Origin of the sequence: Marinobacter sp., from assembly GCF_040904845.1 — a bacterium.
Lineage (GTDB): Bacteria > Pseudomonadota > Gammaproteobacteria > Pseudomonadales > Oleiphilaceae > Marinobacter.
On record NZ_JBBDSR010000060.1, the window covers coordinates 1 to 21,688 of the forward strand.

19 protein-coding genes are annotated in these 21,688 nt (G+C 59.7%); 6 read left to right on the forward strand and 13 right to left on the reverse strand.

The window, feature by feature from the left end; translation table 11 throughout:
* Window positions 1-955 (reverse strand): substrate-binding domain-containing protein (locus WD429_RS07285; protein ID WP_368421515.1); only part of this gene is annotated, 955 nt, incomplete at its 3' end.
* A gap of 196 nt (window positions 956-1,151) precedes the next feature.
* Between WD429_RS07285 and WD429_RS07290 the strand changes: the two genes are divergently transcribed.
* Window positions 1,152-1,562, forward strand: a complete 411-nt coding sequence (locus tag WD429_RS07290; RefSeq protein ID WP_368421516.1) for an acyl-CoA thioesterase — start codon at window positions 1,152-1,154, stop codon at window positions 1,560-1,562.
* Between the two features lie 25 nt (window positions 1,563-1,587).
* On the opposite strand, the gene WD429_RS07295 is transcribed toward WD429_RS07290, so the two are convergent.
* From WD429_RS07295 to WD429_RS07310, 4 genes are all read right to left on the reverse strand, one after another.
* A complete protein-coding gene (locus WD429_RS07295) occupies window positions 1,588-2,769 on the reverse strand; it encodes an MFS transporter (RefSeq protein WP_368421517.1) in 1,182 nt (393 codons plus the stop codon).
* Window positions 2,770-2,796: 27 nt separating this feature from the next.
* Window positions 2,797-3,990 (reverse strand): organoarsenical effux MFS transporter ArsJ, encoded by a 1,194-nt coding sequence (arsJ, locus tag WD429_RS07300; RefSeq protein ID WP_368421518.1) that lies wholly within the window; start codon window positions 3,988-3,990, stop codon window positions 2,797-2,799.
* Window position 3,991: 1 nt separating this feature from the next.
* Window positions 3,992-4,996, reverse strand: coding sequence for an ArsJ-associated glyceraldehyde-3-phosphate dehydrogenase (locus WD429_RS07305; RefSeq protein ID WP_368421519.1), 1,005 nt, complete (start codon window positions 4,994-4,996; stop codon window positions 3,992-3,994).
* A gap of 171 nt (window positions 4,997-5,167) precedes the next feature.
* Window positions 5,168-5,932, reverse strand: a complete 765-nt coding sequence (locus WD429_RS07310) for a metalloregulator ArsR/SmtB family transcription factor (RefSeq protein WP_368421520.1) — start codon at window positions 5,930-5,932, stop codon at window positions 5,168-5,170.
* A 217-nt stretch (window positions 5,933-6,149) separates the two neighbouring features.
* On the opposite strand from WD429_RS07310, the gene arsH reads away from it, so the two are divergent.
* On the forward strand, window positions 6,150-6,866 hold the full coding sequence (gene arsH / locus WD429_RS07315) for an arsenical resistance protein ArsH (RefSeq protein ID WP_368421521.1): 717 nt from the start codon (window positions 6,150-6,152) through the stop codon (window positions 6,864-6,866).
* On the opposite strand, the gene WD429_RS07320 is transcribed toward arsH, so the two are convergent.
* Entirely contained in the window at window positions 6,851-7,399 is a 549-nt protein-coding gene (locus WD429_RS07320) for a sigma-70 family RNA polymerase sigma factor (RefSeq protein ID WP_368421522.1), read from the reverse strand. The genes arsH and WD429_RS07320 overlap by 16 nt on opposite strands.
* A 163-nt stretch (window positions 7,400-7,562) precedes the next feature.
* Between WD429_RS07320 and arsB the strand changes: the two genes are divergently transcribed.
* The gene (gene arsB, locus WD429_RS07325; protein WP_368421523.1) at window positions 7,563-8,633 is read left to right on the forward strand and encodes an ACR3 family arsenite efflux transporter; all 1,071 of its coding nucleotides are present in this window, start codon (window positions 7,563-7,565) and stop codon (window positions 8,631-8,633) included.
* Between the two features lie 449 nt (window positions 8,634-9,082).
* On the opposite strand, the gene uvrD is transcribed toward arsB, so the two are convergent.
* Window positions 9,083-11,248 (reverse strand): DNA helicase II, encoded by a 2,166-nt coding sequence (gene uvrD / locus WD429_RS07330; RefSeq protein ID WP_368421524.1) that lies wholly within the window; start codon window positions 11,246-11,248, stop codon window positions 9,083-9,085.
* A gap of 198 nt (window positions 11,249-11,446) precedes the next feature.
* Window positions 11,447-12,901 carry an NAD-dependent succinate-semialdehyde dehydrogenase gene (locus WD429_RS07335; protein WP_368421525.1) on the reverse strand — a complete coding sequence of 485 codons (1,455 nt, stop codon included), beginning with the start codon at window positions 12,899-12,901 and terminating at the stop codon, window positions 11,447-11,449.
* A 176-nt stretch (window positions 12,902-13,077) separates the two neighbouring features.
* On the opposite strand from WD429_RS07335, the gene WD429_RS07340 reads away from it, so the two are divergent.
* Window positions 13,078-14,094 (forward strand): histone deacetylase family protein, encoded by a 1,017-nt coding sequence (locus tag WD429_RS07340; protein ID WP_368421526.1) that lies wholly within the window; start codon window positions 13,078-13,080, stop codon window positions 14,092-14,094.
* A gap of 10 nt (window positions 14,095-14,104) precedes the next feature.
* On the opposite strand, the gene thiI is transcribed toward WD429_RS07340, so the two are convergent.
* A complete protein-coding gene (thiI, locus tag WD429_RS07345; RefSeq protein ID WP_368421527.1) occupies window positions 14,105-15,553 on the reverse strand; it encodes a tRNA uracil 4-sulfurtransferase ThiI in 1,449 nt (482 codons plus the stop codon).
* A 116-nt stretch (window positions 15,554-15,669) separates the two neighbouring features.
* Here thiI and ppnN point away from each other — a divergent pair, with 116 nt between their 5' ends.
* On the forward strand, window positions 15,670-17,052 hold the full coding sequence (gene ppnN, locus WD429_RS07350) for a nucleotide 5'-monophosphate nucleosidase PpnN (RefSeq protein WP_368421528.1): 1,383 nt from the start codon (window positions 15,670-15,672) through the stop codon (window positions 17,050-17,052).
* 40 nt (window positions 17,053-17,092) lie between these two features.
* On the opposite strand, the gene WD429_RS07355 is transcribed toward ppnN, so the two are convergent.
* Window positions 17,093-17,425 carry a cytochrome c gene (locus WD429_RS07355; RefSeq protein ID WP_368421529.1) on the reverse strand — a complete coding sequence of 111 codons (333 nt, stop codon included), beginning with the start codon at window positions 17,423-17,425 and terminating at the stop codon, window positions 17,093-17,095.
* 133 nt (window positions 17,426-17,558) lie between these two features.
* On the opposite strand from WD429_RS07355, the gene WD429_RS07360 reads away from it, so the two are divergent.
* Window positions 17,559-18,662, forward strand: a complete 1,104-nt coding sequence (locus WD429_RS07360; protein WP_368421530.1) for an enoyl-CoA hydratase/isomerase family protein — start codon at window positions 17,559-17,561, stop codon at window positions 18,660-18,662.
* A 45-nt stretch (window positions 18,663-18,707) separates the two neighbouring features.
* On the opposite strand, the gene WD429_RS07365 is transcribed toward WD429_RS07360, so the two are convergent.
* From WD429_RS07365 to WD429_RS07375, 3 genes are read right to left on the reverse strand one after another with little or no spacing between them, the layout of a single operon-like run.
* Complete coding sequence (locus WD429_RS07365) at window positions 18,708-20,876, reverse strand: tRNA(Met) cytidine acetyltransferase TmcA (protein ID WP_368421531.1); 2,169 nt, start codon at window positions 20,874-20,876, stop codon at window positions 18,708-18,710.
* The gene (locus tag WD429_RS07370) at window positions 20,876-21,253 is read right to left on the reverse strand and encodes a DUF2237 family protein (RefSeq protein WP_368421532.1); all 378 of its coding nucleotides are present in this window, start codon (window positions 21,251-21,253) and stop codon (window positions 20,876-20,878) included. Before WD429_RS07370 ends, WD429_RS07365 begins: the two co-directional genes overlap by 1 nt.
* Before the next feature lie 48 nt (window positions 21,254-21,301).
* Window positions 21,302-21,637, reverse strand: a complete 336-nt coding sequence (locus WD429_RS07375; protein WP_368421533.1) for a TraR/DksA family transcriptional regulator — start codon at window positions 21,635-21,637, stop codon at window positions 21,302-21,304.
* Window positions 21,638-21,688: the final 51 nt, after the last annotated feature.

Genomic DNA, 21,688 nt, shown 5'->3' on the forward strand with positions numbered 1-21,688 from the left:
CAACGTCTTTCAGGTAACCGTTGGGGCCCATGGCACCCGGGCTGAGAAACTCGGCGGCGTATTCTTCGATGCCGGGGACAACGCCGATGTGCGCTTTCTTGACGTAGAAGAACATGGTGCGGGCCATCGGGTACTTGCCTTCAGCGATCAGGTCGGGCTCTGGCGCAACACCCTCGAGCTCGACAGCCTTGAGCCGGTCTGAATTCTCCTCCAGGAAGCTGTAACCGAACGCGCCGTACATGCTGGTGTCGCCGATCAGCTTCTGCACGATCAGGTTGTCGTTCTCACCGGCTTCGATAAAGGCACCGTCTTCACGGACGCTTTCACAGATGGCAGCGTGCTCGTTTTCACCCAGCTCGGCGGCTTCCGGAAGCTTGTCGCAGCCAGCGGCCAGGCCCAGCTCGTTGAAAGAATCGCGGGTCCCGGAAGTCGGGGGCGGACCCATCACTTTGATTTCCAGATCCGGCAGGCTGGAGTCGATGTCGCTCCACTTTTTATAGGGGTTCATCACCCACTCGCCGTCAACGGGCACTTTCTCACCCATAGCCAGGAACAGCTGCTCCATGGTCAGGTCCAGATCCGGCGCATCCTTCGAGCTGGCAATCACAAGACCATCCGAGCCGATGGGAAACTCGACAACCTCTTTAACACCATTGCTCTGGCAAAGCTCAAGCTCGGAAGCCTTGATGCGGCGCGAGGCGTTGGTAACGTCCGGGTGGCTGGTACCAATGCCCTGACAGAAAATCTTCAGGCCGCCACCGGAACCGGTAGATTCCAGCTTCGGAGTCGGGAAATCGCTGTTGGCACCGAAACGCTCGGCAACCACAGTGGCAAACGGATAAACAGTGGAAGAGCCGACAATGTTGATGGTGTCGCGAGCCATGGCCGGGGAAGATACGGCGGCAATGCTGCCTGCCAGGGCCAGAGATGTAAAAGCGGTTTTAAGTTTGATCACGTTGAGTCTCCATGTTTCATTCGGACTTTTTCGTCGGATTGGCTTTACCGATGAGTGAAGACTACCGAGGCTCTGTGACAACTTTGTGACAGCTACTGAAATATAGACCACGGTGTGCAAATTTTCTTGCAGACTGCCCACAGCCCGCTACCATGCGGGTAAAACAATTCGCACTTTCCATAAAAAGGCAGTATTCATGACCGCGCTCGACGATGACAAACCCACCCCGAAAGGCGAACTGACACTTCAGGTTGTTCCCCTACCTTCCGACACCAACGCCAACGGCGACGTGTTTGCCGGCTGGCTAGTCAAGCAGATGGATATTGCGGCGGCCACCATCGCCGGCCGTATCTCTCTGGGCCGCAACGCAACGGTAGCCATGGACAAGATGGAGTTTCTGTCCCCACTGCGAGTGGGTTCACAGGTGGGCTGTTACTGCGAACTGGAGGACATCGGACGCAGTTCGATGAAAATCAGCGTGGAAGTCTGGACACTGGATCGCACCGCCAGAACCCCCCGCAAGGTCACCGAGGGCCTGTTCGTTTATGTGGCCATCGACGAACATGGCCGTATACGGGAAGTGCCGGAGCAGACCCACGGTTCTTGAAGAGCCGCCTGTCATGCTTTACCAGCTAACGTGTGGGACCTTCTTTTATCCCTCTGAAAGCCCACAGCCCGAAAATTGGCCCTGGTATCAGTATGGCGACCACCCAGGGCCCGAGGTATTCCCAGAGACCACTGGTCATCCAGATCGCCGGCAGCGTCAGGCCAAAGCCGATGGCGTTCATCACCGCCAGAGAGGAGCCCACTGATTCTTTCGGGGCGTTGGCGGCGGCCAGGGCCGAAAACTGCGGTGAATCCGCAATCACCGCCAGCCCCCAGACAAACAGCAGGGCAATAAGAGCCAGTGGTGGTAGCCACGCCAATAAGGGGTAACCCACGCACAGCAGACCGGACAGCGCCAGTGCCCGCCTGGCAACCCAATCACTGCCCAAGCGCCGGCTGAGCCGGCCTCCGCCAATACAGCCCAATGCTCCGGTTGCAATAATCCCGAACGACAGCCAAGGCACCAGACCCTCTGGCCAGGCCAGGCGCTGAAGTTCCCGACTGACCAACAGCGGTGTCAGCATCCAGAACGCATAGAGTTCCCACATATGGCCGATGTAGCCGCCGGCCACAGCCCGGAAACGGGGGGCCCGCAAGGCGGCCAGCCCCCGATTCAGCGGAATCGCGCCGTTGCTTTTGGGTAAATGCGGTCCGTCTCCGAGTAGCAACACCAGCCCGCCGCCGACCAGCGCCAACAGGGACGCACCCAGAAGCGGCCACTCCCAAGGCATACCCAGAGTCGCGCCACGCATCAGGTGGGGCAACGCGGTACCCAGTGTCAGCATGCCCACCAGCCAGGCGAGCGCCGCACCGGCGTATTTTGGCGTCCAGGCAATCACCATTTTCATGCCCAGCGGATAGATACCGGCCAGACAGAGGCCGGTCAGGAACCGCAAAATGCCGTCGACTGGCGGCTGGGCCGCGGCAAGGATAAAGCCGCCGTTGGCCAGCGCACCCAGCAAACTCGCTACCGCAAAAATCCGGCTGGCTCCGAAGCGGTCCGCCAGACCGGTCACCGCAATGGTCAGGGTACCGACAATGAAGCCCGCCTGGACCGCCAGCGTGTACAGGCCAAGATCCGACTCCGTCAGCGACAGTTCACGGGAAAACGACACCCAGACACCGTTCACGCTGAACCACAGCGAAGTGCCAAACAGTTGGGCCAGAACAATCACCGGCAGGGGGTAGCGTCGCAGCAATTCACTCATTGTTGTTATTACCAGTGGTTGCGCGGTTCATGTCACGACCGGCCTTTTCTCTGGCAGCAACATTGAAAGCAGCGCCGCAGCGGCCACCAACCCGGCGGATATCCACAGGCAGGCCTCCAGCCCATAGGCCTGATAAACCCAACCAGACAGAATAGTCCCGAGCAACCGGCCCGCCGCGTTGGACATATAGTAAAAGCCCACATCCAGAGACACTCCATCGCCCCGGGCGTAGCTGACAATCAGGTAGCTGTGCAGGGAGGAATTGATGGCGAACAGCACGCCGAACAGCAGCAGGCCACCCACAATCACAACCTGCGGTGACCAGCCCGCCATCAGGCCTCCGGCAATGGCGGCGGGAATCATGGCCAGAACCGCCGCCCAGAGCACCGCCGGCTTTTTGCCTTCCATGGTGCCGGTAATCTTCGGAGCAATGGTCTGGATGAATCCGTAGCCGATGATCCAGCTCGCCATAAAACCGCCAACTTTCCAATGGTCCCAGCCGAAAACGGTGCTGAGGTACACCGGCAAGGCCACCACAAACCACACGTCCCGTGCCCCGAACAGGAACATCCGTGCGGCCGAGAGCACGTTGATGGCCCGGCTCTTGGACAGAATTTCGCTGAACTTTGGCTTTGATGTACTTTTACCCAGGTCCTGTCCCAGCAGGAACAGGCTGGCCACCCAGACCACACCCAGAGCAACCGCCATAATAGCGACCGCGCCGGTAAAGCCCGCCGCTACCAGCAGAACACCACCCAGAAAAAACCCGACACCCTTGAGGGTATTCTTGGAGCCGGTCAGAATCGCGACCCACTTGTACAGCGTGCCCTGCTGTTCATCCGGTACCAGCAATTTGATGCCGCTCTTGGCGGACATTTTATTGAGATCTTTGGCAATACCAGACATGGCCTGCGCCGCCATCACCCAGGGCACGGTCAACATGGCCGCTGGTACCGCCAGCATAGCCAAAGCGGCTATCTGCAGGAACAGCCCGATGTTCATGGTGCGGTTCAGGCCCCAGCGAGCCCCCAGATAGCCCCCCACCAGGTTGGTCACCACCCCGAAAAATTCATAGAAGATGAACAGCAGGGCAATTTCCAGCGGCGAATAGCCAAGCTGGTGGAAATGCAGTACCACCAGCATCCGCAGGGCCCCATCGGTCAGCGTAAAGGCCCAGTAGTTGCCGGTGATGACCAGGTACTGGCGGATGGCAGCGGTCATATCAGACAGACCCTACCTTGCGCGCCAGTTCCACGGTACGGTTGGCGTAGCCCCATTCGTTGTCGTACCAGGCGTAGATTTTCACCTGGGTGCCATTGACCACCATGGTGGACAGGGCATCGACGATGGACGAGCGCGGGTCGGTCTTGTAATCAATGGACACCAAAGGCCGTTCTTCATAGCCCAGAATGTCTTTGAGCTCGCCGTCAGCCGCTGCTTTCAGCAACTGGTTTACAGTATCGCGATCCGTGGGTGTTTCCACCTCGAACACACAGTCCGTCAGCGACGCATTGGTCAGCGGAATCCGCACCGCGTGGCCGTCCAGCCGGCCTTTCAGTTCCGGGAAAATTTCGATGATCGCCGTGGCGGAGCCGGTGGTGGTCGGAATCAGCGAACTGCCGCAGGCTCGTGCCCTGCGCAGATCCTTGTGGGGCGCGTCGAGAATGGTTTGGGTATTCGTCAGGCTGTGGATGGTGGTGATGGAGCCATGCTTGATACCCAGCTTCTCGTGAATCACTTTCACCACCGGTGCCAGGCAGTTAGTGGTGCAGGAAGCGGCAGTCACGATACGGTCATTGGCGGGATCGAACACCTCTTCGTTTACACCCATGGTGATGTTCTTCGCGCCCGCTTCCTTGACCGGTGCGGTCACCACCACACGCTTCACGCCCTGATCGAGATAGCCCTGAAGCGCCTTCACCGTCTTGTTGACGCCGCTGGCTTCGATCACCAGATCGCAGCCGGACCAGTCGGTGTCCTCGATGGCTTTGTTGCGGGTGACCCGGATACGCTGGCCTTTGATCACGATGTCGTCACCGTCAGAGCTCGCTTCGTGATCCCAGCGGCCATGCACGCTATCGAAGTTCAGCAGATGCGCCAGGGTGGCGGCGTCAGCGCCGGGGTCGTTGATCGCCACAAACTCCATATCCGGCCAGCCCCAGGCTGCCCTAAGGGCGAGACGGCCAATCCGGCCAAATCCGTTAATGCCGACTTTTATCTTACTCATTATTTGCTCCTGTTTAATTCTTAATTCGATAACATTTCGATAGCACGCCGAGCGAGAGTAAAGGGCATTCCAGAACCGTGCGGAGCCATGGATGGCGGAGCCCGAGCGTACAGGGACGTATTTACAGCGTGTTCTGGAAAGCCCTTTACTCTTGCTCCAACCCCGCAATCGTCAGATAAACCTCACTACCGGCCGATCTCCCATCGTTTTCAGGCGCTTTTGCTCTGTTTCTACCAGCCCCATGTTGCCGTCTGACGTCTCATCCAGCACCCGCATCAACCAATGGGGCAACTGGGGATGAAGGTAATAATAGACCCACTGGCCCTGACGATCGGTTTCCAGCAAACCCGCCTCCTTCAGAGTGGCCAGATGGCGGCTGACCTTCGGTTGCGACGAATCCAGTGCCGTGGTCAGCTCATATACGCATAGCTTTTTCTGCTCACGGATCAGCATAAGAATGGCCAGCCGAATCTCGTCCCCCAACGCCCGGAACACGCTGACCGGGTTGTAATTCAGGGCTTTCAAGCCGGTCTCCTTCTGGTGCACCAAAGTAAACAGGCCAATCCTCTCCTTCAGCTCCTTAAGGGTGAGCGCAAAGGTGGCGTGGCGATTTGCCGGTACCGGATCGCGGAAATCCCAGGCAATCTGCTGCGCCGGCTCACAAACTCTGCCGCACTCGTTGGCCGCTTTCTCGCACAGGGTGATAACGTAATCCCAGTGCTCACCCTGCAAATCGGCCAGCTGTTTACTCCTCAGCCCTTCCACAGAAATCCCGGATTCCGTTAGCACCTGCAATGCCAGAGGATGTGGCTGTGTCGGCCCGGTACCGGCACTGGCGACTTCAAACCGGTCACCGGCCATGTGCCTGAGCAGGGCTTCCGCCATTAAAGAACGGGCGCTGTTAGCGGTACAAACGAACAAAACGCAGCGCTTCATATTCGTATAACCTTATATGTTTATTTAGACATATCTCATTTTTCGGATACTATGACAGAGGGAAACGAAAGTAAATACTTCTCTGATCAAAAATGATCCTGCCAGTCAGAAATGCGATTCCGATGTATCCTTTCGATAGATTGTTCGTCTCCCTCACAGCTATGTTCTGAAATCCAATTCGGACCTATAAATTCTGAAGATTCATCCAGGGAGTACCATGAGTTACCCAGACCTTCCGAACATTGATGGGGCGCTGTTTTCCGCCCCCGCCGCTGACCGGGTTTTTGCCAACAAGTCGTCCGCACACCGGCCACGCATACTCCTGCTCTACGGGTCGCTCCGGGAACGCTCGTTCAGCCGCCTGGCAGTAGAAGAAGCCGCCCGGCTGCTCGAAGCCATGGGCGCTGAGGCCCGCGTCTTCAACCCGCGCGGCCTGCCACTGGCGGACGCGGAGGAAGCCTCCCACCCTAAGGTTCAGGAATTGCGGGAATGGGCTCAGTGGAGCGAGGGCATGGTGTGGTGCTCTCCGGAACGCCACGGTGCGATGACGGGAATCATGAAAACCCAGATCGACTGGATCCCCCTGTCCATCGGCGGCATGCGCCCGAGCCAAGGCAAGACCCTGGCGGTGATGCAGGTGTGTGGCGGCTCCCAATCTTTCAATACCGTCAATCAGTTGCGCGTGCTGGGGCGCTGGATGCGGATGATCACCATCCCCAACCAGTCTTCGGTGCCGAAAGCCTTTACCGAGTTTGATGAGCATGGGCGCATGCTGCCGTCGCCGTACTACAACCGCATCGTGGATGTGATGGAAGAGTTGGTGAAGTTCACACTGTTGACCCGAGACTGCAGTGACTACCTGACAGACCGATATTCCGAGCGGGTGGAAAGTGTCGAGGACGTGTCAAAGCGGGTGAATCAGCGATCCATGTAACAGCGGGTCTCGGTGTGGCAACACACCTTGCCGGCGGCATCCAGCACCACATTGCAGCGGCGGGTCAGCTCATCTCGCAGGCGGGCCCTGGCGCGGCGAATTCTCGCTTTGGCGGCTGGCAGGGAAATACCTCGCCTTTGGGCATAGGCTTCCTGAGAAAGCGGGCCCAGGTCGCAAATTTCCAGGATGTCGCGGTCATCATCCCCCAGCGCTGGCAGCGACGCCCGGATGCACACATCGAGATCGGCAACCGGCTCGGATACCTCTTTGCGGTTGTCCGGCAGGTGATCAGGCACCGGCACCCAGTGCTTGCGCAGGCGATGGCTGTCGATCAGCGCATTTCTGGCCACCCGGAACAGCCAGCCGCGAGGGTTGTCCAGTTCACAGAACACCTGCCCCTCTCGCATGGCTTTGAGAAACACCTCCTGCAGTATGTCGTCACTTAAGGCGGGCTCTTTTAACTGGCCAAGCAGAAAATGCTTCAGTTCCACCTGATGGTTATGCCAGGCTCGCAATACGCAATCAAAAGCCATCTGAAATGTCTCTCTTCAATCCGTTCGCCGCCATGTGTTACTCCACGGCGGGTCTATGGGCGATCATGGTTATGACAACCGGAAGATCCCCGGTATCCTTTTTCTATGTCGTTCGTCTTCCCTGGCAAGAGTTTAAACCAATGTTCCAAGCGAGAGGAAACCAATGAGCAGCAACGCTGAGACGGCAATCCCGGAAGAAGCCTCAGGCGGCATGGGCCTGTTTGAACGCTATCTGTCCGTGTGGGTTGCTCTGGCTATTATCATCGGCATTGCTCTGGGCCAATTCGCCCCGTCGGTACCGGAGGCGCTGTCGCGCTTCGAATATGCGCAGATCTCCATCCCCATCGCCATTCTGATCTGGGCGATGATTTTTCCGATGATGACGCAGGTTGATTTCAGCGCCATCGTGAACGTGAGAAAAGAACCCAAAGGGCTGGCCATCACCACCATTGTGAACTGGCTGATCAAGCCCTTCACCATGTTCGCCATTGCCTGGTTCTTTCTGATGGTGGTGTTTGAGCCGTTCATCGCACCAGAACTGGCCAGCGAGTACCTGGCCGGTGCCATATTGCTGGGCGCAGCGCCCTGCACAGCCATGGTGTTTGTCTGGAGTTACCTGACCAAAGGCGATGCCGCCTACACTCTGGTACAGGTGTCGCTCAATGACATCATTATGCTGTTCGCCTTTGCACCCATCGTGGTGTTGCTACTTGGCGTGTCCAACATCCAGGTGCCCTGGGATACGGTCATCCTGTCGGTGGTGCTGTACATCGTGATCCCACTCATCGCCGGTTACCTGACCCGTCGCACCCTGGTCGCACGCCACGGCCAGCGCTGGTTTGATGAGGTGTTCATGAAGCGCCTGGGCCCGGTCACCCCGGCCGCCCTGATCGTCACACTGGTGTTGCTGTTTGCCTTCCAGGGCGACGTGATTCTCAACAACCCGCTGCATATCGCGCTGATTGCGGTGCCACTGATCCTCCAGACCGTGCTGATCTTCTTCATCGCTTATGGCTGGGCAAAATTATGGAAGGTGCGCCACTGCGTCGCTGCGCCCGGAGCCATGATCGGTGCCAGCAACTTCTTTGAACTGGCCGTAGCCGCCGCCATTGCTCTGTTTGGACTGCAATCCGGGGCCGCCCTGGCCACCGTGGTGGGCGTGCTGGTGGAAGTGCCGCTCATGCTGATGCTGGTAAAAATCGCCAACCGCACCCGGGACCAGTTCCCGGCCTGACATCGAACACACACCGGTGTTCAGCAACACGGCTTTTCGGCCGCTGCCAAATAATGGGGCAGCCTGCCAATCCTGAAGCCGACCGGAGACTTTGCGATGCCAAGATTCTTTCGTATTGAAAACGGACTGATCCGGGACCTGGGTATACCACCGGAAGAACAGAAATCTCGCCTTACTGGTACTTCAAGAGGAAAGGTTGGCTTTGAGTTTCGGCCTGGCTTTTCGGGTTCGCAGGTATCGGGAAGCCCTTTCCGAAACACGCTCCTTCGGCACATCCATGTGACGCTTGGGCTCCGCCATCCATGGCTCCGCGTAGGTCGGATTAGCAAAGCGTAACCCGACAAACTGAGAGAGAGCCGACACTTGATTGTCGGATTACGCTTCGCTAATCCGACCTACGTCTCTGGCTACCACGGAGTATGGGGCGCAGGTTGGGCTTGCGCCAAAACTCAGCACGCCTCAAGAGGCGCATAGGCAAGAACGAGCCACTTGGCACCCTCGTCGAAGTTCACCTGCACCCGGGTGTGATGGCCGGTACCTTCAGAGTTCATTACAACTCCCTCCCCGAATTTCGGATGGCGTACCCGCTGGCCCAAGCTGAATCCGGATTGCGCGGCAGAGTCCTGGCTGAACATGCTTTCATTGGGGCGACCCATCATCGCCGGCCGGCTGACGGTGTTGCGCAGCCGCACTTCCTGGATGCAGTCACCCGGAATCTCCCGCACAAACCGTGACAATGCGTTGAACTTCTCCTGGCCATACAAGCGGCGGGATTCGGCGTAAGTGAGTACCAGCTTATTCATGGCGCGGGTAATGCCCACATAGGCCAGGCGGCGCTCTTCTTCCATGCGCCCCGGCTCCTCCAGGGACATGCTGTGGGGGAATAGACCTTCCTCCACCCCGGCCAGAAACACCAGCGGAAACTCCAGGCCCTTGGCGGAATGCAGGGTCATCAGCTGTACGCAGTCTTCATTGACCTCAGCCTGTGCCTCGCCAGCGTCCAGCGCGGCCTGGGCTATGAATTCGGAGAGCGGATCAACCCCCTCCTCCGCTTTGAAATCCGCCAGGGCGTTGACCAGTTCGTCCAGGTTTTCGGCCCGCGCCTGGCCTTTCTCGCCTTTTTCCTTGGCGTGGTAATCCCGCAGGTGGCTGAGTTCGAGGGTTGTCGTCATCAGCCCGTGCAAAGTGGCATCGTCCACCATTTCTGTCAGTTGTTCGATAATGCCCATGAAGGATTGCAGGCCGGTCTTGGCGCGACCTTTTACCTGGTTCGCTTCCAGCAGCCGTTCGGCGGATTCCCAAAGCGAAATACTCTGCTCGGTGGCGTAGGCCCGTATGTCGGCCAGGCTCTTGGCACCGATGCCCCGGGCCGGAATGTTGACCACCCGTTCAAACGCCGCGTCATCCCGGCGGTAATGCACCAGGCGCAGATAAGCTATGGCGTTGCGGATTTCCTGGCGATCGTAGAATCGCAGACCGCCGTAAACCCTGTAGGGGATACCCTGACGGATCAGGGATTCTTCCAGCACCCGGGACTGGGCGTTGGAACGATACAGAATGGCAGACTCGCTGCGCAGGTTGCCCTCGCTGACCCAACTGCTGATGGTGTCGGCAATGTAGTTGGCTTCGTCCTGCTCGTTGAAGGCGGCATACAGGTTGATGGGTTCGCCGTCTTTTCCGTCGGTCCAGAGTTCTTTACCCAGTCGCCCCTGGTTGTTGGCGATCACCGCGTTGGCGGCTTTCAGGATCATCTGGGTTGAGCGGTAATTCTGCTCCAACCGCACCAATCGAGAATTGGGAAAGTCCCGCTGGTACTGCTGGATGTTTTCGACCTTGGCGCCCCGCCAGCCATAAATCGACTGGTCGTCGTCCCCCACCACCGTCATCGGCACGCGGTTGCCCGCCAGTATCCGCAACCAGGCGTACTGGATGGTGTTGGTGTCCTGGAACTCGTCCACCAGGATCTGCTGAAAGCGGCTTTGATAGTGGCCAAGCAGTTCTGGGCGGTACAGCCAGAGTTCGTGGGAGCGCAGCAACAGCTCACCAAAATCCACCAGCCCACCCAGGTTGCAGAGCTTCTCGTACCGGCGATACACGGTCAGCATGGTGCTGGTGAAATGATCGCCGGGGTTTTCCTGGATGTGGTCTGCCCGCAAGCCTTCGTCTTTCTGGGCGCTGATAAACCACTGGGCCTGTTTCGGCGGCCAGCGGCTCTCGTCAATCTGCATCTCCCGCATCACCCGCTTGATCATCCGCAGTTGGTCGTCGCTGTCCAGCACCTGGAAATTCTCCGGCAGGCCGGCGTCCTTCCAGTGGGACCGCAACAGGCGGTGGGCAATGCCGTGAAAGGTACCGAACCACAGGCCCCGGGAGGGAATGTCCATCATCTGTTCGATGCGATAACGCATCTCCTTGGCGGCCTTGTTGGTGAAGGTCACCGCCAGAATCCCCGTCGGCGGCACCCGATCCACCTGCATCAGCCACGCCATCCGGTGCACCAGCACCCGCGTCTTGCCACTACCCGCGCCGGCCAGCACCAGCAGGTGGTCGTTTTGTGCGGTCACAGCCTCGCGTTGGGCGTCGTTGAGGGCGTCGATTATGTGGGAGACATCCATAGGGGTTTGGTCGCTACTGGTTAAATGAACAGGTGTGGGAGTATAACAGGAGAATTTACGGTTTGTCGGCGGGGCTGGTTGTCGGATTACGCCTGCGGCTAATCCGACCTACGTTCTGAAAAGGCATTCACCAATGCTGAATGAGCGCGGGGGAGATTCCCCGCGCGACTACTCCACAGTTGGGAGTAAGGTTTTCTATTAAAAGCCTCTAGGCACTGTTTGAGCTTCTACAAACTCAAACAAACCTTCCAGGCCACCTTCGCGGCCAATGCCAGAGGCCTTCATGCCGCCGAACGGGGCTTCCGGGGTCGGGCCGGTGCCGGTGTTCCAGCCGACGTGGCCGAAACGCAGGCCGGCGGCGACGCGCTGGGCGCGTTCGGCGTCGTTGGTGAACACATAGGAGGCCAGGCCGAATTCGGTGTCGTTGCCGGCATCGATGACTTCCTCTTCAGTGCGGAACAGCGCCATGGGTACCAGCGGGCCGAAGGTTTCTTCGCGGTAGCAGCACATGTCGCGGTTCACGTCGGTGATGACAGTGGGCGGGAAGAACAGGTGGCCGTCGCCCAGGTCTTCCGGTTTCTTGCCGGCCACCAGTGACGCGCCACTGGCAAGAGCGTCTTCGAGATGGCGTTTCACCTTGTCGAAGCCGGCCTTGTTGATCAGCGGGCCGAGATCCACGTCTTCCGTCAGGCCATTACCCACGGTCATTTTGTTGACCCGGTCCGCGAGTTTTTCACCGAAGGCCTCAGCGACTTTCTCGTGCACAAAAATGCGGTTGGCACAGACGCAGGTCTGGCCGCCGCCACGGAATTTGTTGGCGATCAGGTTATCAGCCGCGGCGTCCAGGTCGGCGTCATCAAACACGATGAACGGCGCATTGCCACCCAACTCCAGAGCCAGTTTTTTCACCTGCTCGGCGGTGTCGATCACCAGTTTACGGCCCACTTCGGTGGAGCCGGTGAAGCTCAGCATGGGTACGTCCGGGCTTTCACACAATACCTTGCCAATCACGCTGGCTTTGCCCATTACCAGGTTGACCATGCCATCGGGCATGTCCACGTACTTGTCCATCAGGCGGAACAGGGCAACCATGGTCAGCGGCGTTTCACTGGCCGGTTTGATCACCGACGGACAACCAGCAGCGAGGGCGGCGGACAGCTTCTTGGCGATCATGCCGATGGGGAAGTTCCAGGGGGTGATCAGCCCCGCCACGCCGATGGGCCGGTAGTGCACGGTCCAGGTACAGTCCTTGGGCTTTTCGGCCAGGGTGTGGGCGTCCAGCGCCTGAATATGCTTGGAGCAGTAATCAAAAAAACCGGCGGCGTAATCCACTTCGCCCTGGGCTTCTTTGAGCGGCTTGCCGTGCTCCATGCACAGAATACGACCCATTTCCTCTTTGTTGTCCCTCAAGGCATCGCGAATACCTTCCAGCCACTTGCGGCGGGTTTCCAGGGTGTAGGGGCTGGTCAGCCGAAGCGCGGATTTACCTGCCGCCACGGCCGCGACCACGTCGGCCTCGGGCATGGAGGGAACTTTGGCAATCACCTCACCGGTGGCAGGGTTGTAAACATCAAAGGTGTTGCCTTCGGAAGAATCGGACCAGCGACCGCCGATGTAGCCAGTCAACTTGTCCAGCAGGGGTGACTCGATCATCTCGGCTCCTTTCATAATGGGCGGTTAATTGTCAGCTTTCAGTCGGTGATTGCATCTCACAGATATGCCTTTCATAGTGGATGCAGAAGCGCGTGCTGTAAAGTCGGACAATGGTCTTTTGACCGCCGGGTTTCAGTGCTTATACTCGGAGAATGACTTTTTCAGGAGGCCGGTAGATGAAAGCATTTTTCCACCCCGCACAGGACCAGCACATTCCCAGGACTTACTTCACCCGTGGCCAGATGCGCAAGCCTCAGGAAGTGCCTGACCGCACCGGCCAGATGCTGGACGGCCTCAAAGCCATGGGCATTCCCGTCCTACAGCCTGCCGACCAGGGCGCGGGGGCCATTTCCAAGGTACATGACCTGGGCTACCTGCGTTTTCTCGAATCCGCGCACCGGCGCTGGACGGAGATCCCCGAGGACTGGGGCGAGGAAGTCATGTCCAACATCTTCGTGCGGTCTCCCAATGCGATGAAAGGCATTCTGGCGGAAGCAGGCCGTTACCAGGCCGACGGCAGCTGCCCAATTGGTGCCAATACCTGGAGCGCGGCTTACTGGTCCGCCCAGACCGCTCTGGGTGCGGCGGATGCGCTGATCGCCGGCGAACGCACATCCTATGCGGTATGCCGCCCGCCGGGGCACCACGCCCGCAAGGACTCTGCCGGGGGTTTCTGCTATCTCAACAATGCCGCCATTGCCGCGGAGCACATGAAAAGTCGCTTCCCGCGCATCGTGATTCTCGATACCGATATGCACCACGGTCAGGGCATTCAGGAAATCTTCTACGATCGCAGCGACGTGCTGTACATCTCAATCCATGGCGACCCAACCAACTTCTACCCCGTGGTCAGCGGCTATGAGGATGAGCGTGGCGAGGGTGAGGGCTATGGCTACAACATCAATCTGCCGATGCCCCACGGGTCTTCGGAGGACGACTTCTTCTCCAAGCTGGACGAAGCCCTGGCGGCGATTCGCCTGTTCCAGCCGGACGCACTGATACTGACCCTGGGCTTTGATATCTACAAGGACGACCCCCAGGCCAAGGTATCGGTCACCTCCGAAGGCTTCTCACGCCTGGGCACTCACATCCACCAGACCGGCCTGCCCACGCTGGTCGTGCAGGAAGGTGGCTATGATCTGGACACTCTCAGCATCAACGTCCAGCAATTCTTCAAGGGTATTTCAGGTTAAGCTTGTCGGATTACGGGGCATATACCTTGATGTTGGTATGCCCCTCGGCCTTCAGGTGGCCGGCGTGCATGCGGCTCATGGTGCCCCGGTCACAGTAAAGCAGGTATTGCGTCTGCGCTGACAGCCCTTCGATCTGCTGATTCAGTTCGTAGAACGGAATCTGGATGATGCGGTTGCTGGGCAGCGTCAATGGTGACTGCTCGCCCTCGGACGGGTGCCGCACGTCGATGATGACGTCGTCGACCTCGGGTGTGCGCACCAGTTCCACGTCTTCCGGAGTTGTCGTGGTCTCCAACAGCTTCGCCACCGGCGTATCTTCCCGATCCTCGATGGCCTGCAGCAGCACCGAGGCATCCATCAGCGTTTCGTCTGCTTCCACCCGGTGCAGTCTGGCCCGTGTCGCCGGTTTCTGGGAAATCACGCCGCAATACTCCGGCATGGTCCGGGCGTAGGGCTCGGTTCCGATCTCTCGGGCAATGCGGATGATCGATTCCTTGTCCATGCTGACCAGGGGTCTGAGCACCACTTCCTCACTGGCGCGGTCCACTACATTCAGGTTGGTCAGGGTCTGGCTCGACACCTGAGCCACCGCATCGCCCGTCACCAGGCCAACCGCGTTGTTCTGCTGAGCGATGGCCGATGCCGCCTTGAGCATCTGGCGCTTGAGCACCACGCCCCAGTGGCGATGATTGACGGTGCGCATGATCTCGCTGATCACGCCGTCGAATGGCACGGAAATAAACTTGGCACCATGGGAGGAGCCATAACGTGACCAGATGTAATGCACCACCTGACGAACGCCCACCTCATGAGCGGTACCGCCGAGGTTGAAAAACAGGAAATGGTTGCGCAGCCCGCGCCGCATCATCAGATACGCCGCCACGGATGAATCGTAACCGCCAGACACCAGTGTCATTACGGTTTCCACGCTGCCGAGCGGATAGCCACCCAGGCCCCGGTGTTTGCGGTGGGCAATATGGAAACTGTCGTCTCTTACCTCAATGCGCACTTCCACGTCCGGCGATTTGAGATTGACGCCCGCGGGGCTCGACGCCTGCATCAGCACGCCACCCACTTCGCGTTCCAGATCAATGGATCGAAAACCTTGGTCCCCATGACGACGCACCCTGACCGCAAAGGTTTTGCCACGGATGCGTTCGGCAAAGGCCTCGACTGCCTTCTCGGCCACGTCATCCATGCTGACGAACGGGAACACGCCAATTTCCTGGATGGTGGAAATGCCCGGAATGCGCAGCACCTCGTCAATCACCATGCCCGGAAGCCCGGGAGCCTGGGGCACCTCGACATCGACACGGTCCCAACTGCCCTCCACCCGGATGCCGGCATCCAGACGCGCAAGGATCTTGCGGATATTCTGGCGCAGATGGCGCATTTGCTGGCGGCGAACCGGCTTACTTTTAATGGCAACTTCGGGAGCGGGGCGTATCAGGAGCTTCATAAATCGGTATATAGTCGGGTGGCGTAATAGGGCGAATGGGCTTAGTCTAACGTTTTTAGCGGGTGGCTCAAAATACGGCATTTCCCCCTACATCACGCTCAGGAGTTTCACTGTTCATGACCGAACCCACCATCAATGCCCTGGTATCTCCGGAGGGCAGCCTGGAAATCCTTTCCAACCATGAAGTTAACCTGCTCAAGGATAAAAGCGAGAGCGGCCTGTACCGACTGTTCCGCCAGTGCGCCCTGGCGGTTCTGAACACCGGCGTTGAAACCGATGACTGCAAGACCCTGATGGAAGCCCACGCCGATTTTGATGTCCGGCTGGTACCGCAGCCGCGAGGGCTCAAGCTGGAACTGATCAATGCACCGGCCCATGCGTTTGTGGACGGCGAGATGTTACGAGCCATCCGTGAACACCTGTTCTCGGTACTGCGGGATATCATTTACTCCTACTCCATTCCCCAGTCGGCCGCGGGTTTTCGTCGCGATGAACCGGAAGACATCACCAACTTTATTTTTCACATTCTGCGCAACGCGCGGGTCCTGCAGGCCGGCCGCCAGCCCGACCTGGTGGTGTGCTGGGGCGGCCACTCGATCAACCAGCGGGAATATCAGTACAGCAAGGAAGTCGGCCACCAGTTGGGGTTGCGGGGGCTGAGCATCTGCACCGGTTGCGGCCCGGGAGCCATGAAGGGCCCGATGAAAGGGGCGACCATCGCCCACGCCAAGCAACGGGTGAAAAACGGTCGCTACATCGGCTTGACGGAGCCCGGCATTATCGGTGCCGAAGCCCCCAACCCGATCGTCAACGAACTGGTGATCATGCCAGACATCGAAAAGCGCCTGGAGGCCTTCGTGCGCACCGGCCATGGCGTGATTGTGTTCCCCGGTGGCGTGGGAACGGCCGAGGAAATTCTCTATCTGCTCGGCATTCTGTTGCACCCGGATAATGCCGACCTGCCCTTCCCGGTGGTGTTTACCGGGCAACAGGAAAACGCCGAGTACTTCGAGATGATCGACAGCTTTATCCGCAACGCCCTGGGTGATGAAGCCGCCAGCAAGTACGAAATCATTATCGATGAGCCGATTCGGGTTGCCCAGACCATGAAGCAGGGCATGAAAGACGTGGAAACCTTCCGCCGTGCCATGCAGGACGCGTATTACTTCAACTGGATGCTGAAGATAGACCCGGTGTTTCAGATGCCGTTCGAACCCAACCACGACAATATGCTGGCCCTGGCCCTGCACCGCGACCAGCCGGCTCACATGATTGCAGCCAACCTGCGTAAAGCCTTCAGTGGCATCGTGGCCGGGAACGTGAAAGAGGGCGGCATCCGCCAGGTACAGGAAAAAGGCCCGTTCGAAATTTCCGGTGACCCAAGCCTGATCGAGCCGCTGGAAGCCATGCTGGAGCAGTTTGTCGCCCAGGACCGGATGAAACTGCCCGGCTCCAGCGCCTACAAACCCAGCTACCGGATTGTCAGCGGGGCAACCTGAGCGGCCCCGCCTGACGCCACCAACTAAACGGCGAGTGTGATTACTGGCCGCCCGCCGGCAGGCTGGCGTAAAACGCCGCAAGGTTGGCGATATCGTCTTCGCTCAGGCCCATGGCCTGCCCCTGCATGACGGTAGACTGGCCACCGGAGCGCTGCTTGTTTTTGTAGGCTTTCAGCGCCGACACCAGGTACTGCTCATTCTGCCCCGCCAGGTTCGGGTAACCCGGAATGGTGGCGATGCCATCCTTGCCATGACAGGCTGCGCAGACAGCCGCTTTGGCTTTGCCGGCATCCGCATCCCCTGCAGAAGCAACGGCGGGCACCAGCGTACTCAGTGTAAACAATCCGGCGATGGTATGGTGTTTCAGGCTCATTGGTTTTACCCTCTCATCGTTTTAATAATTGACACCCGACAGCCACGTGCCCGGCATCAGATAGCGTGAACTTATATCACAGCGCCTGCGAACCCCAAAATGCGCTTTGTCATGGCACTGCGGAGAACTGAAAATGCCCATCAAGGCTCAAGAGCTCGATTGCCTGGAAGGCCGCATCGGCCTGATTACCCTGGACTCACCGGCGACCCTGAACGCACTCTCCGGAGAGATGATTGACGCTGCCCAGCGCACTCTTGATGACTGGGCCGAGGATGATCAGATTGCCCTCGTCATCCTCCAGGGCGCAGGCGACCGGGCGTTCTGCGCAGGCGGTGACATCCGCCAGTTATACGGAGCCATCGCCGACGCCGATCAGCCGTCTGACGCCAGTGAGTTCTTCGCCCGGGAATATCGGCTCGATTACACCTTGCATCGCTTCCCGAAGCCGGTAGTAGGTATCGGCCATGGCGTGATTATGGGTGGCGGCCTCGGGCTGTTGACCGCCTGTCGCTACCGGCTGATCACACCGGACATCACCATGGCCATGCCCGAAGTCGCCATTGGATTGTTTCCGGACGTGGGCTCCAGTTGGTTCCTTAACCGTCTGCCGGGCCGCCTGGGTCTGTTCATGGGGTTGACCGGCTGCCATCTGAACGCTTCGGACGCCATTCGGGTAGGACTGGCTGACATGGCCATTCGCGGGGAAGACCGTAACACGCTGATCGACCGCCTGCAGAGCGAACGCTGGACAGGCGGTGCCGCCGCCAACGATAACCGCCTGTTCCGGCTGCTGAACCAGTTGCATGCGGTGGATTACCGCGCGCTCGAAACCAGCAAACTGGCGGCTCATGAGCAGGACATTGCCAGGCTGGGTGCCGGCGACGACCTGCCGGCGATTGTCGACCGGCTGATCTCCGCTGATATCAGCAGCGACTGGTGGCAGGCCGCCGTCAGCACTCTCAAAACCGGCTGCCCGGTGTCCATGTGGCTGGTATGGACCCAGCTCAAACGGGCACAGCAGAAGTCACTCAAGGATGTGTTCCGTATGGAGCTTGCGATCGCCGCCGAGTGCACACGCCGGCCTGATCTGGCCGAAGGCATCCGCGCACGCCTGATCGATAAGGACCAGAAACCCCAATGGTCTTTCCGGCAGCTTGACGATGTGCCGGAGGACCTCATCAACGCCCACTTCCGTCCGGAATGGGACGATGAAAACGATCCGATGGGGCTGGACTGACCAACGACACCGGATCAGATCGGGGCGGGAATTAAATCGAGCGGGTCACAAGTTATCGGAGTTTTCCAGAATACGGCCAGCCAACCGGCGCAGCCGTCGTTCGCCGTCTTTGCGGCCCTCACACCACCCGGCGTGCTGAAGTTCGGGCCAGGACCAACCCTGGATCACACTCCGCATCCATAAACCGTTGTCATCACTACGGGCGAGAACCTGGCAGGCACCCCGCCCCAGGCTCAGGCTTCGCAACACCGGAACCATCAGTTCAAACCCTCTGTGGCCGTTGGCAAAACTGGCAAGGTCGCGGCGGTCATCCGCCCCTGGCACCTGGCCCTCGCTGAGTTCCGCCGTCAATAGCCACGTAAGTTCGGGTTCCAGCGAACGCCAATACAGCGGCACCAGGGTCAGCCAGTGTTCCGCCAGCCGCTGGCGGAGCCGTAACAGCAGGTCGTGACCGGCGTTGGTGGTGGCGCGCAGCATTTGCAACGGGTACTCCCCGGTGCTTGCCTCCCGCGTCATCCCTGGCCTCGCCAGCGACAGGCCCGCACGCTGCCAGAACCGGAACAGCGGCTCACTGCCCCCGAAACTGGTGCCCACGCCGTCGCACCCATGGCGACCGGCATAGGCTACGGCACCCTCAACCAGCTGTGTTCCGAGCCCACGGCTGCGGTACGGCTCGTTCACGGCGACGCGAACCACCCGCAACCAGGTGCAGGAGGCCGCGCCGGGGAAACCACTGTGATTGGCCAGGGACTGGGCCAGCAGGTGGCCCCGCACCCGGCGCTGCCCCCGCATCACCTGATCGGCCAGTGCTGGCGTAAAGCCCCCTTCGCGAACCGCCCAGAGTACACCGGCCAGCCGACCATTCACGCGAATGCGCCAACTTACCGCGGCCGGGTCGTCCAGCCACTGCCGAAGATCGGACGGTGTGGTCCGATAGTGAGCATTAACCAACAACCCGAAGGCCTCCGCCAGCTCATTCTCGCTGGCCCTGGCTGGCGACCAGGCCTCCAGGGTGACATCGGGGGTAATGTCGAGAGTGGCATCTCGACCCCTATCACCGCTAACATCGGCGTTCAGCAAAAACAGTCTCGACACCAGGGGCTCAAGAGGGTCCGTCGCAGACCAGCGCACCGGGGCTTTCAGAGCTATCTGCCGCCATTGGGGAGTGCGGGTATCGAGTAGGTCGCGGAAACGGATGGCAAACCCCCGGCCGGTGCCTTCGTAACCGTGAACGGTGGTGGCAAACACCACCCGGGGCCAGCCCGTCAGAATGCGCGTGAGACGCTGGGCGGGTATGGCGGCGGCCTCATCAACCATGACCAACTCGGCCTCCGGAGCCTGCTCCAGCAACTGATCAGTGGCCAGAAAGCTCAGCCGGCTGCCATCGGCCAGGGCCAGTGTCGTGCCCGCTTCATCCAGGCAGGCAGACTCGCCGGCCGCCAGGCGCGCGTGATGAAACAGCGTTTCAACGGTTTCTGAACCGGGAGCGGTGACCACCACATGATGCCGGCCCTGGTTCAGTAATCGGACCGCTGCCATCCCCAGGGCTGCCGACTTGCCGCGCCCCCGGTCTGCGGTGATGACCAGAGGCCGGCGACGACGCCCCTGGCCGGTGCGCACGATCTCATCAATCGCCCGCTGCTGATCCTCGGTGCCGGTCACTTCAAACGGAGAAGAGGGACGGTTCAACGGCGGTAGCACGGCCGCGCCACCCCGTTCCGGGTTAACCCGGATAACGTCTGGCGATTCCGCGAGAATAGCGGCCATTCGCGCGGCGAACGGATGATCGTTGGCATCACTAATGCCCGTGCGTGCGTAATCCGGATCGGCGAAACCCCGCCACTGGTCCAGCGGCGGCATCAGCCAGAACCACAGCCCGCCCGCTTTGAGGGTGCCGGCCAGCGCGGCCAGACTGTCGGGGGGATTGCCCTGCCAGCCATCCCAAACCAACAGGTCAAGTTCCCGGCCCAGCCATTGGCGGGCCTGGCGGGCCGGTACGCCCACCAGGCGTTCATCGGGGGAAGCACCCGGCGTGCCCGTCCAGACGCCACGCTGCCAGGTTAACGCCGGAAGCCGTTGCCGCAGCCAATCGATTGCACTCCCCCGCTCGCCCTCCAGCACGACCAGGCGTCGCTCACCCCGAGCAGCCAGCTCAGCCTGAAAAGCCTGCCAGCGGGCGACATCGGAGCTGGAATCCAGGGGTTCGGCAGCCACTAACTGAGGTCGACGCCATGGGTCTTGAGGCTTGCCAGGTCACAATGCTCCAGCGCGGCCTGATGCGTGGCCCGCAAGCGCACCCGGGGGGCACAGCCGGCCTCAAACGCTTCCTGCCACCGCCCCGCACACAGGCACCAGTTATCTCCCGGCTTCAGGCCGGGAAATCCGAAAGCCGGCATCGGGGTGCTGAGATCATTGCCGCAAGATCGGGAGAAGGCCAGGAAGTCCTCAGTGACGACCGTACAGACCGTATGGGAGCCGAGGTCATCCGGGCCGGTATTGCAGCAGCCATCGCGATAAAAGCCGGTTTCCGGGTCGGTACCGCAGGTTTCCAGGGTTTCACCGAGTACGTTGATGGATTCCGCAATCTGCATGCCTGTGTCCTTTTGTCTGGAAAATGGGAGGGGCCACGCGCACCGGTTTTACTGCGCGCAGTGAATGCAATGAAGCGTGGTCGGGTCTATTTCCAGGCGCTTCGGGTTAATCGCCTCGCCGCATTCGATGCAGTCACCAAATTCGTCCCGATCGATACGCGCCAGGGCGGCCTTGATCATCAGCAACTGCCGCTCAGCCCGTGCCTTACCAGCCTTGGCCAGCTCCTGGCTTTGCATGGCGTCCATCCGTGACAGCCGCCCCACACTCTGCTGATCCAGATGAACCGTGCCACTGGACTCATCACGGACTTCACTGGTGGATATCAGGTCTTCACGCCATTGAATGAGTAAGGCGCGAAATCGCTCCAGTTCCTGCGGTGTCATGCTACCCCCTTTTTCACGTTTAAGTTCGGGTCACCGTTACGTCCAGGCTTC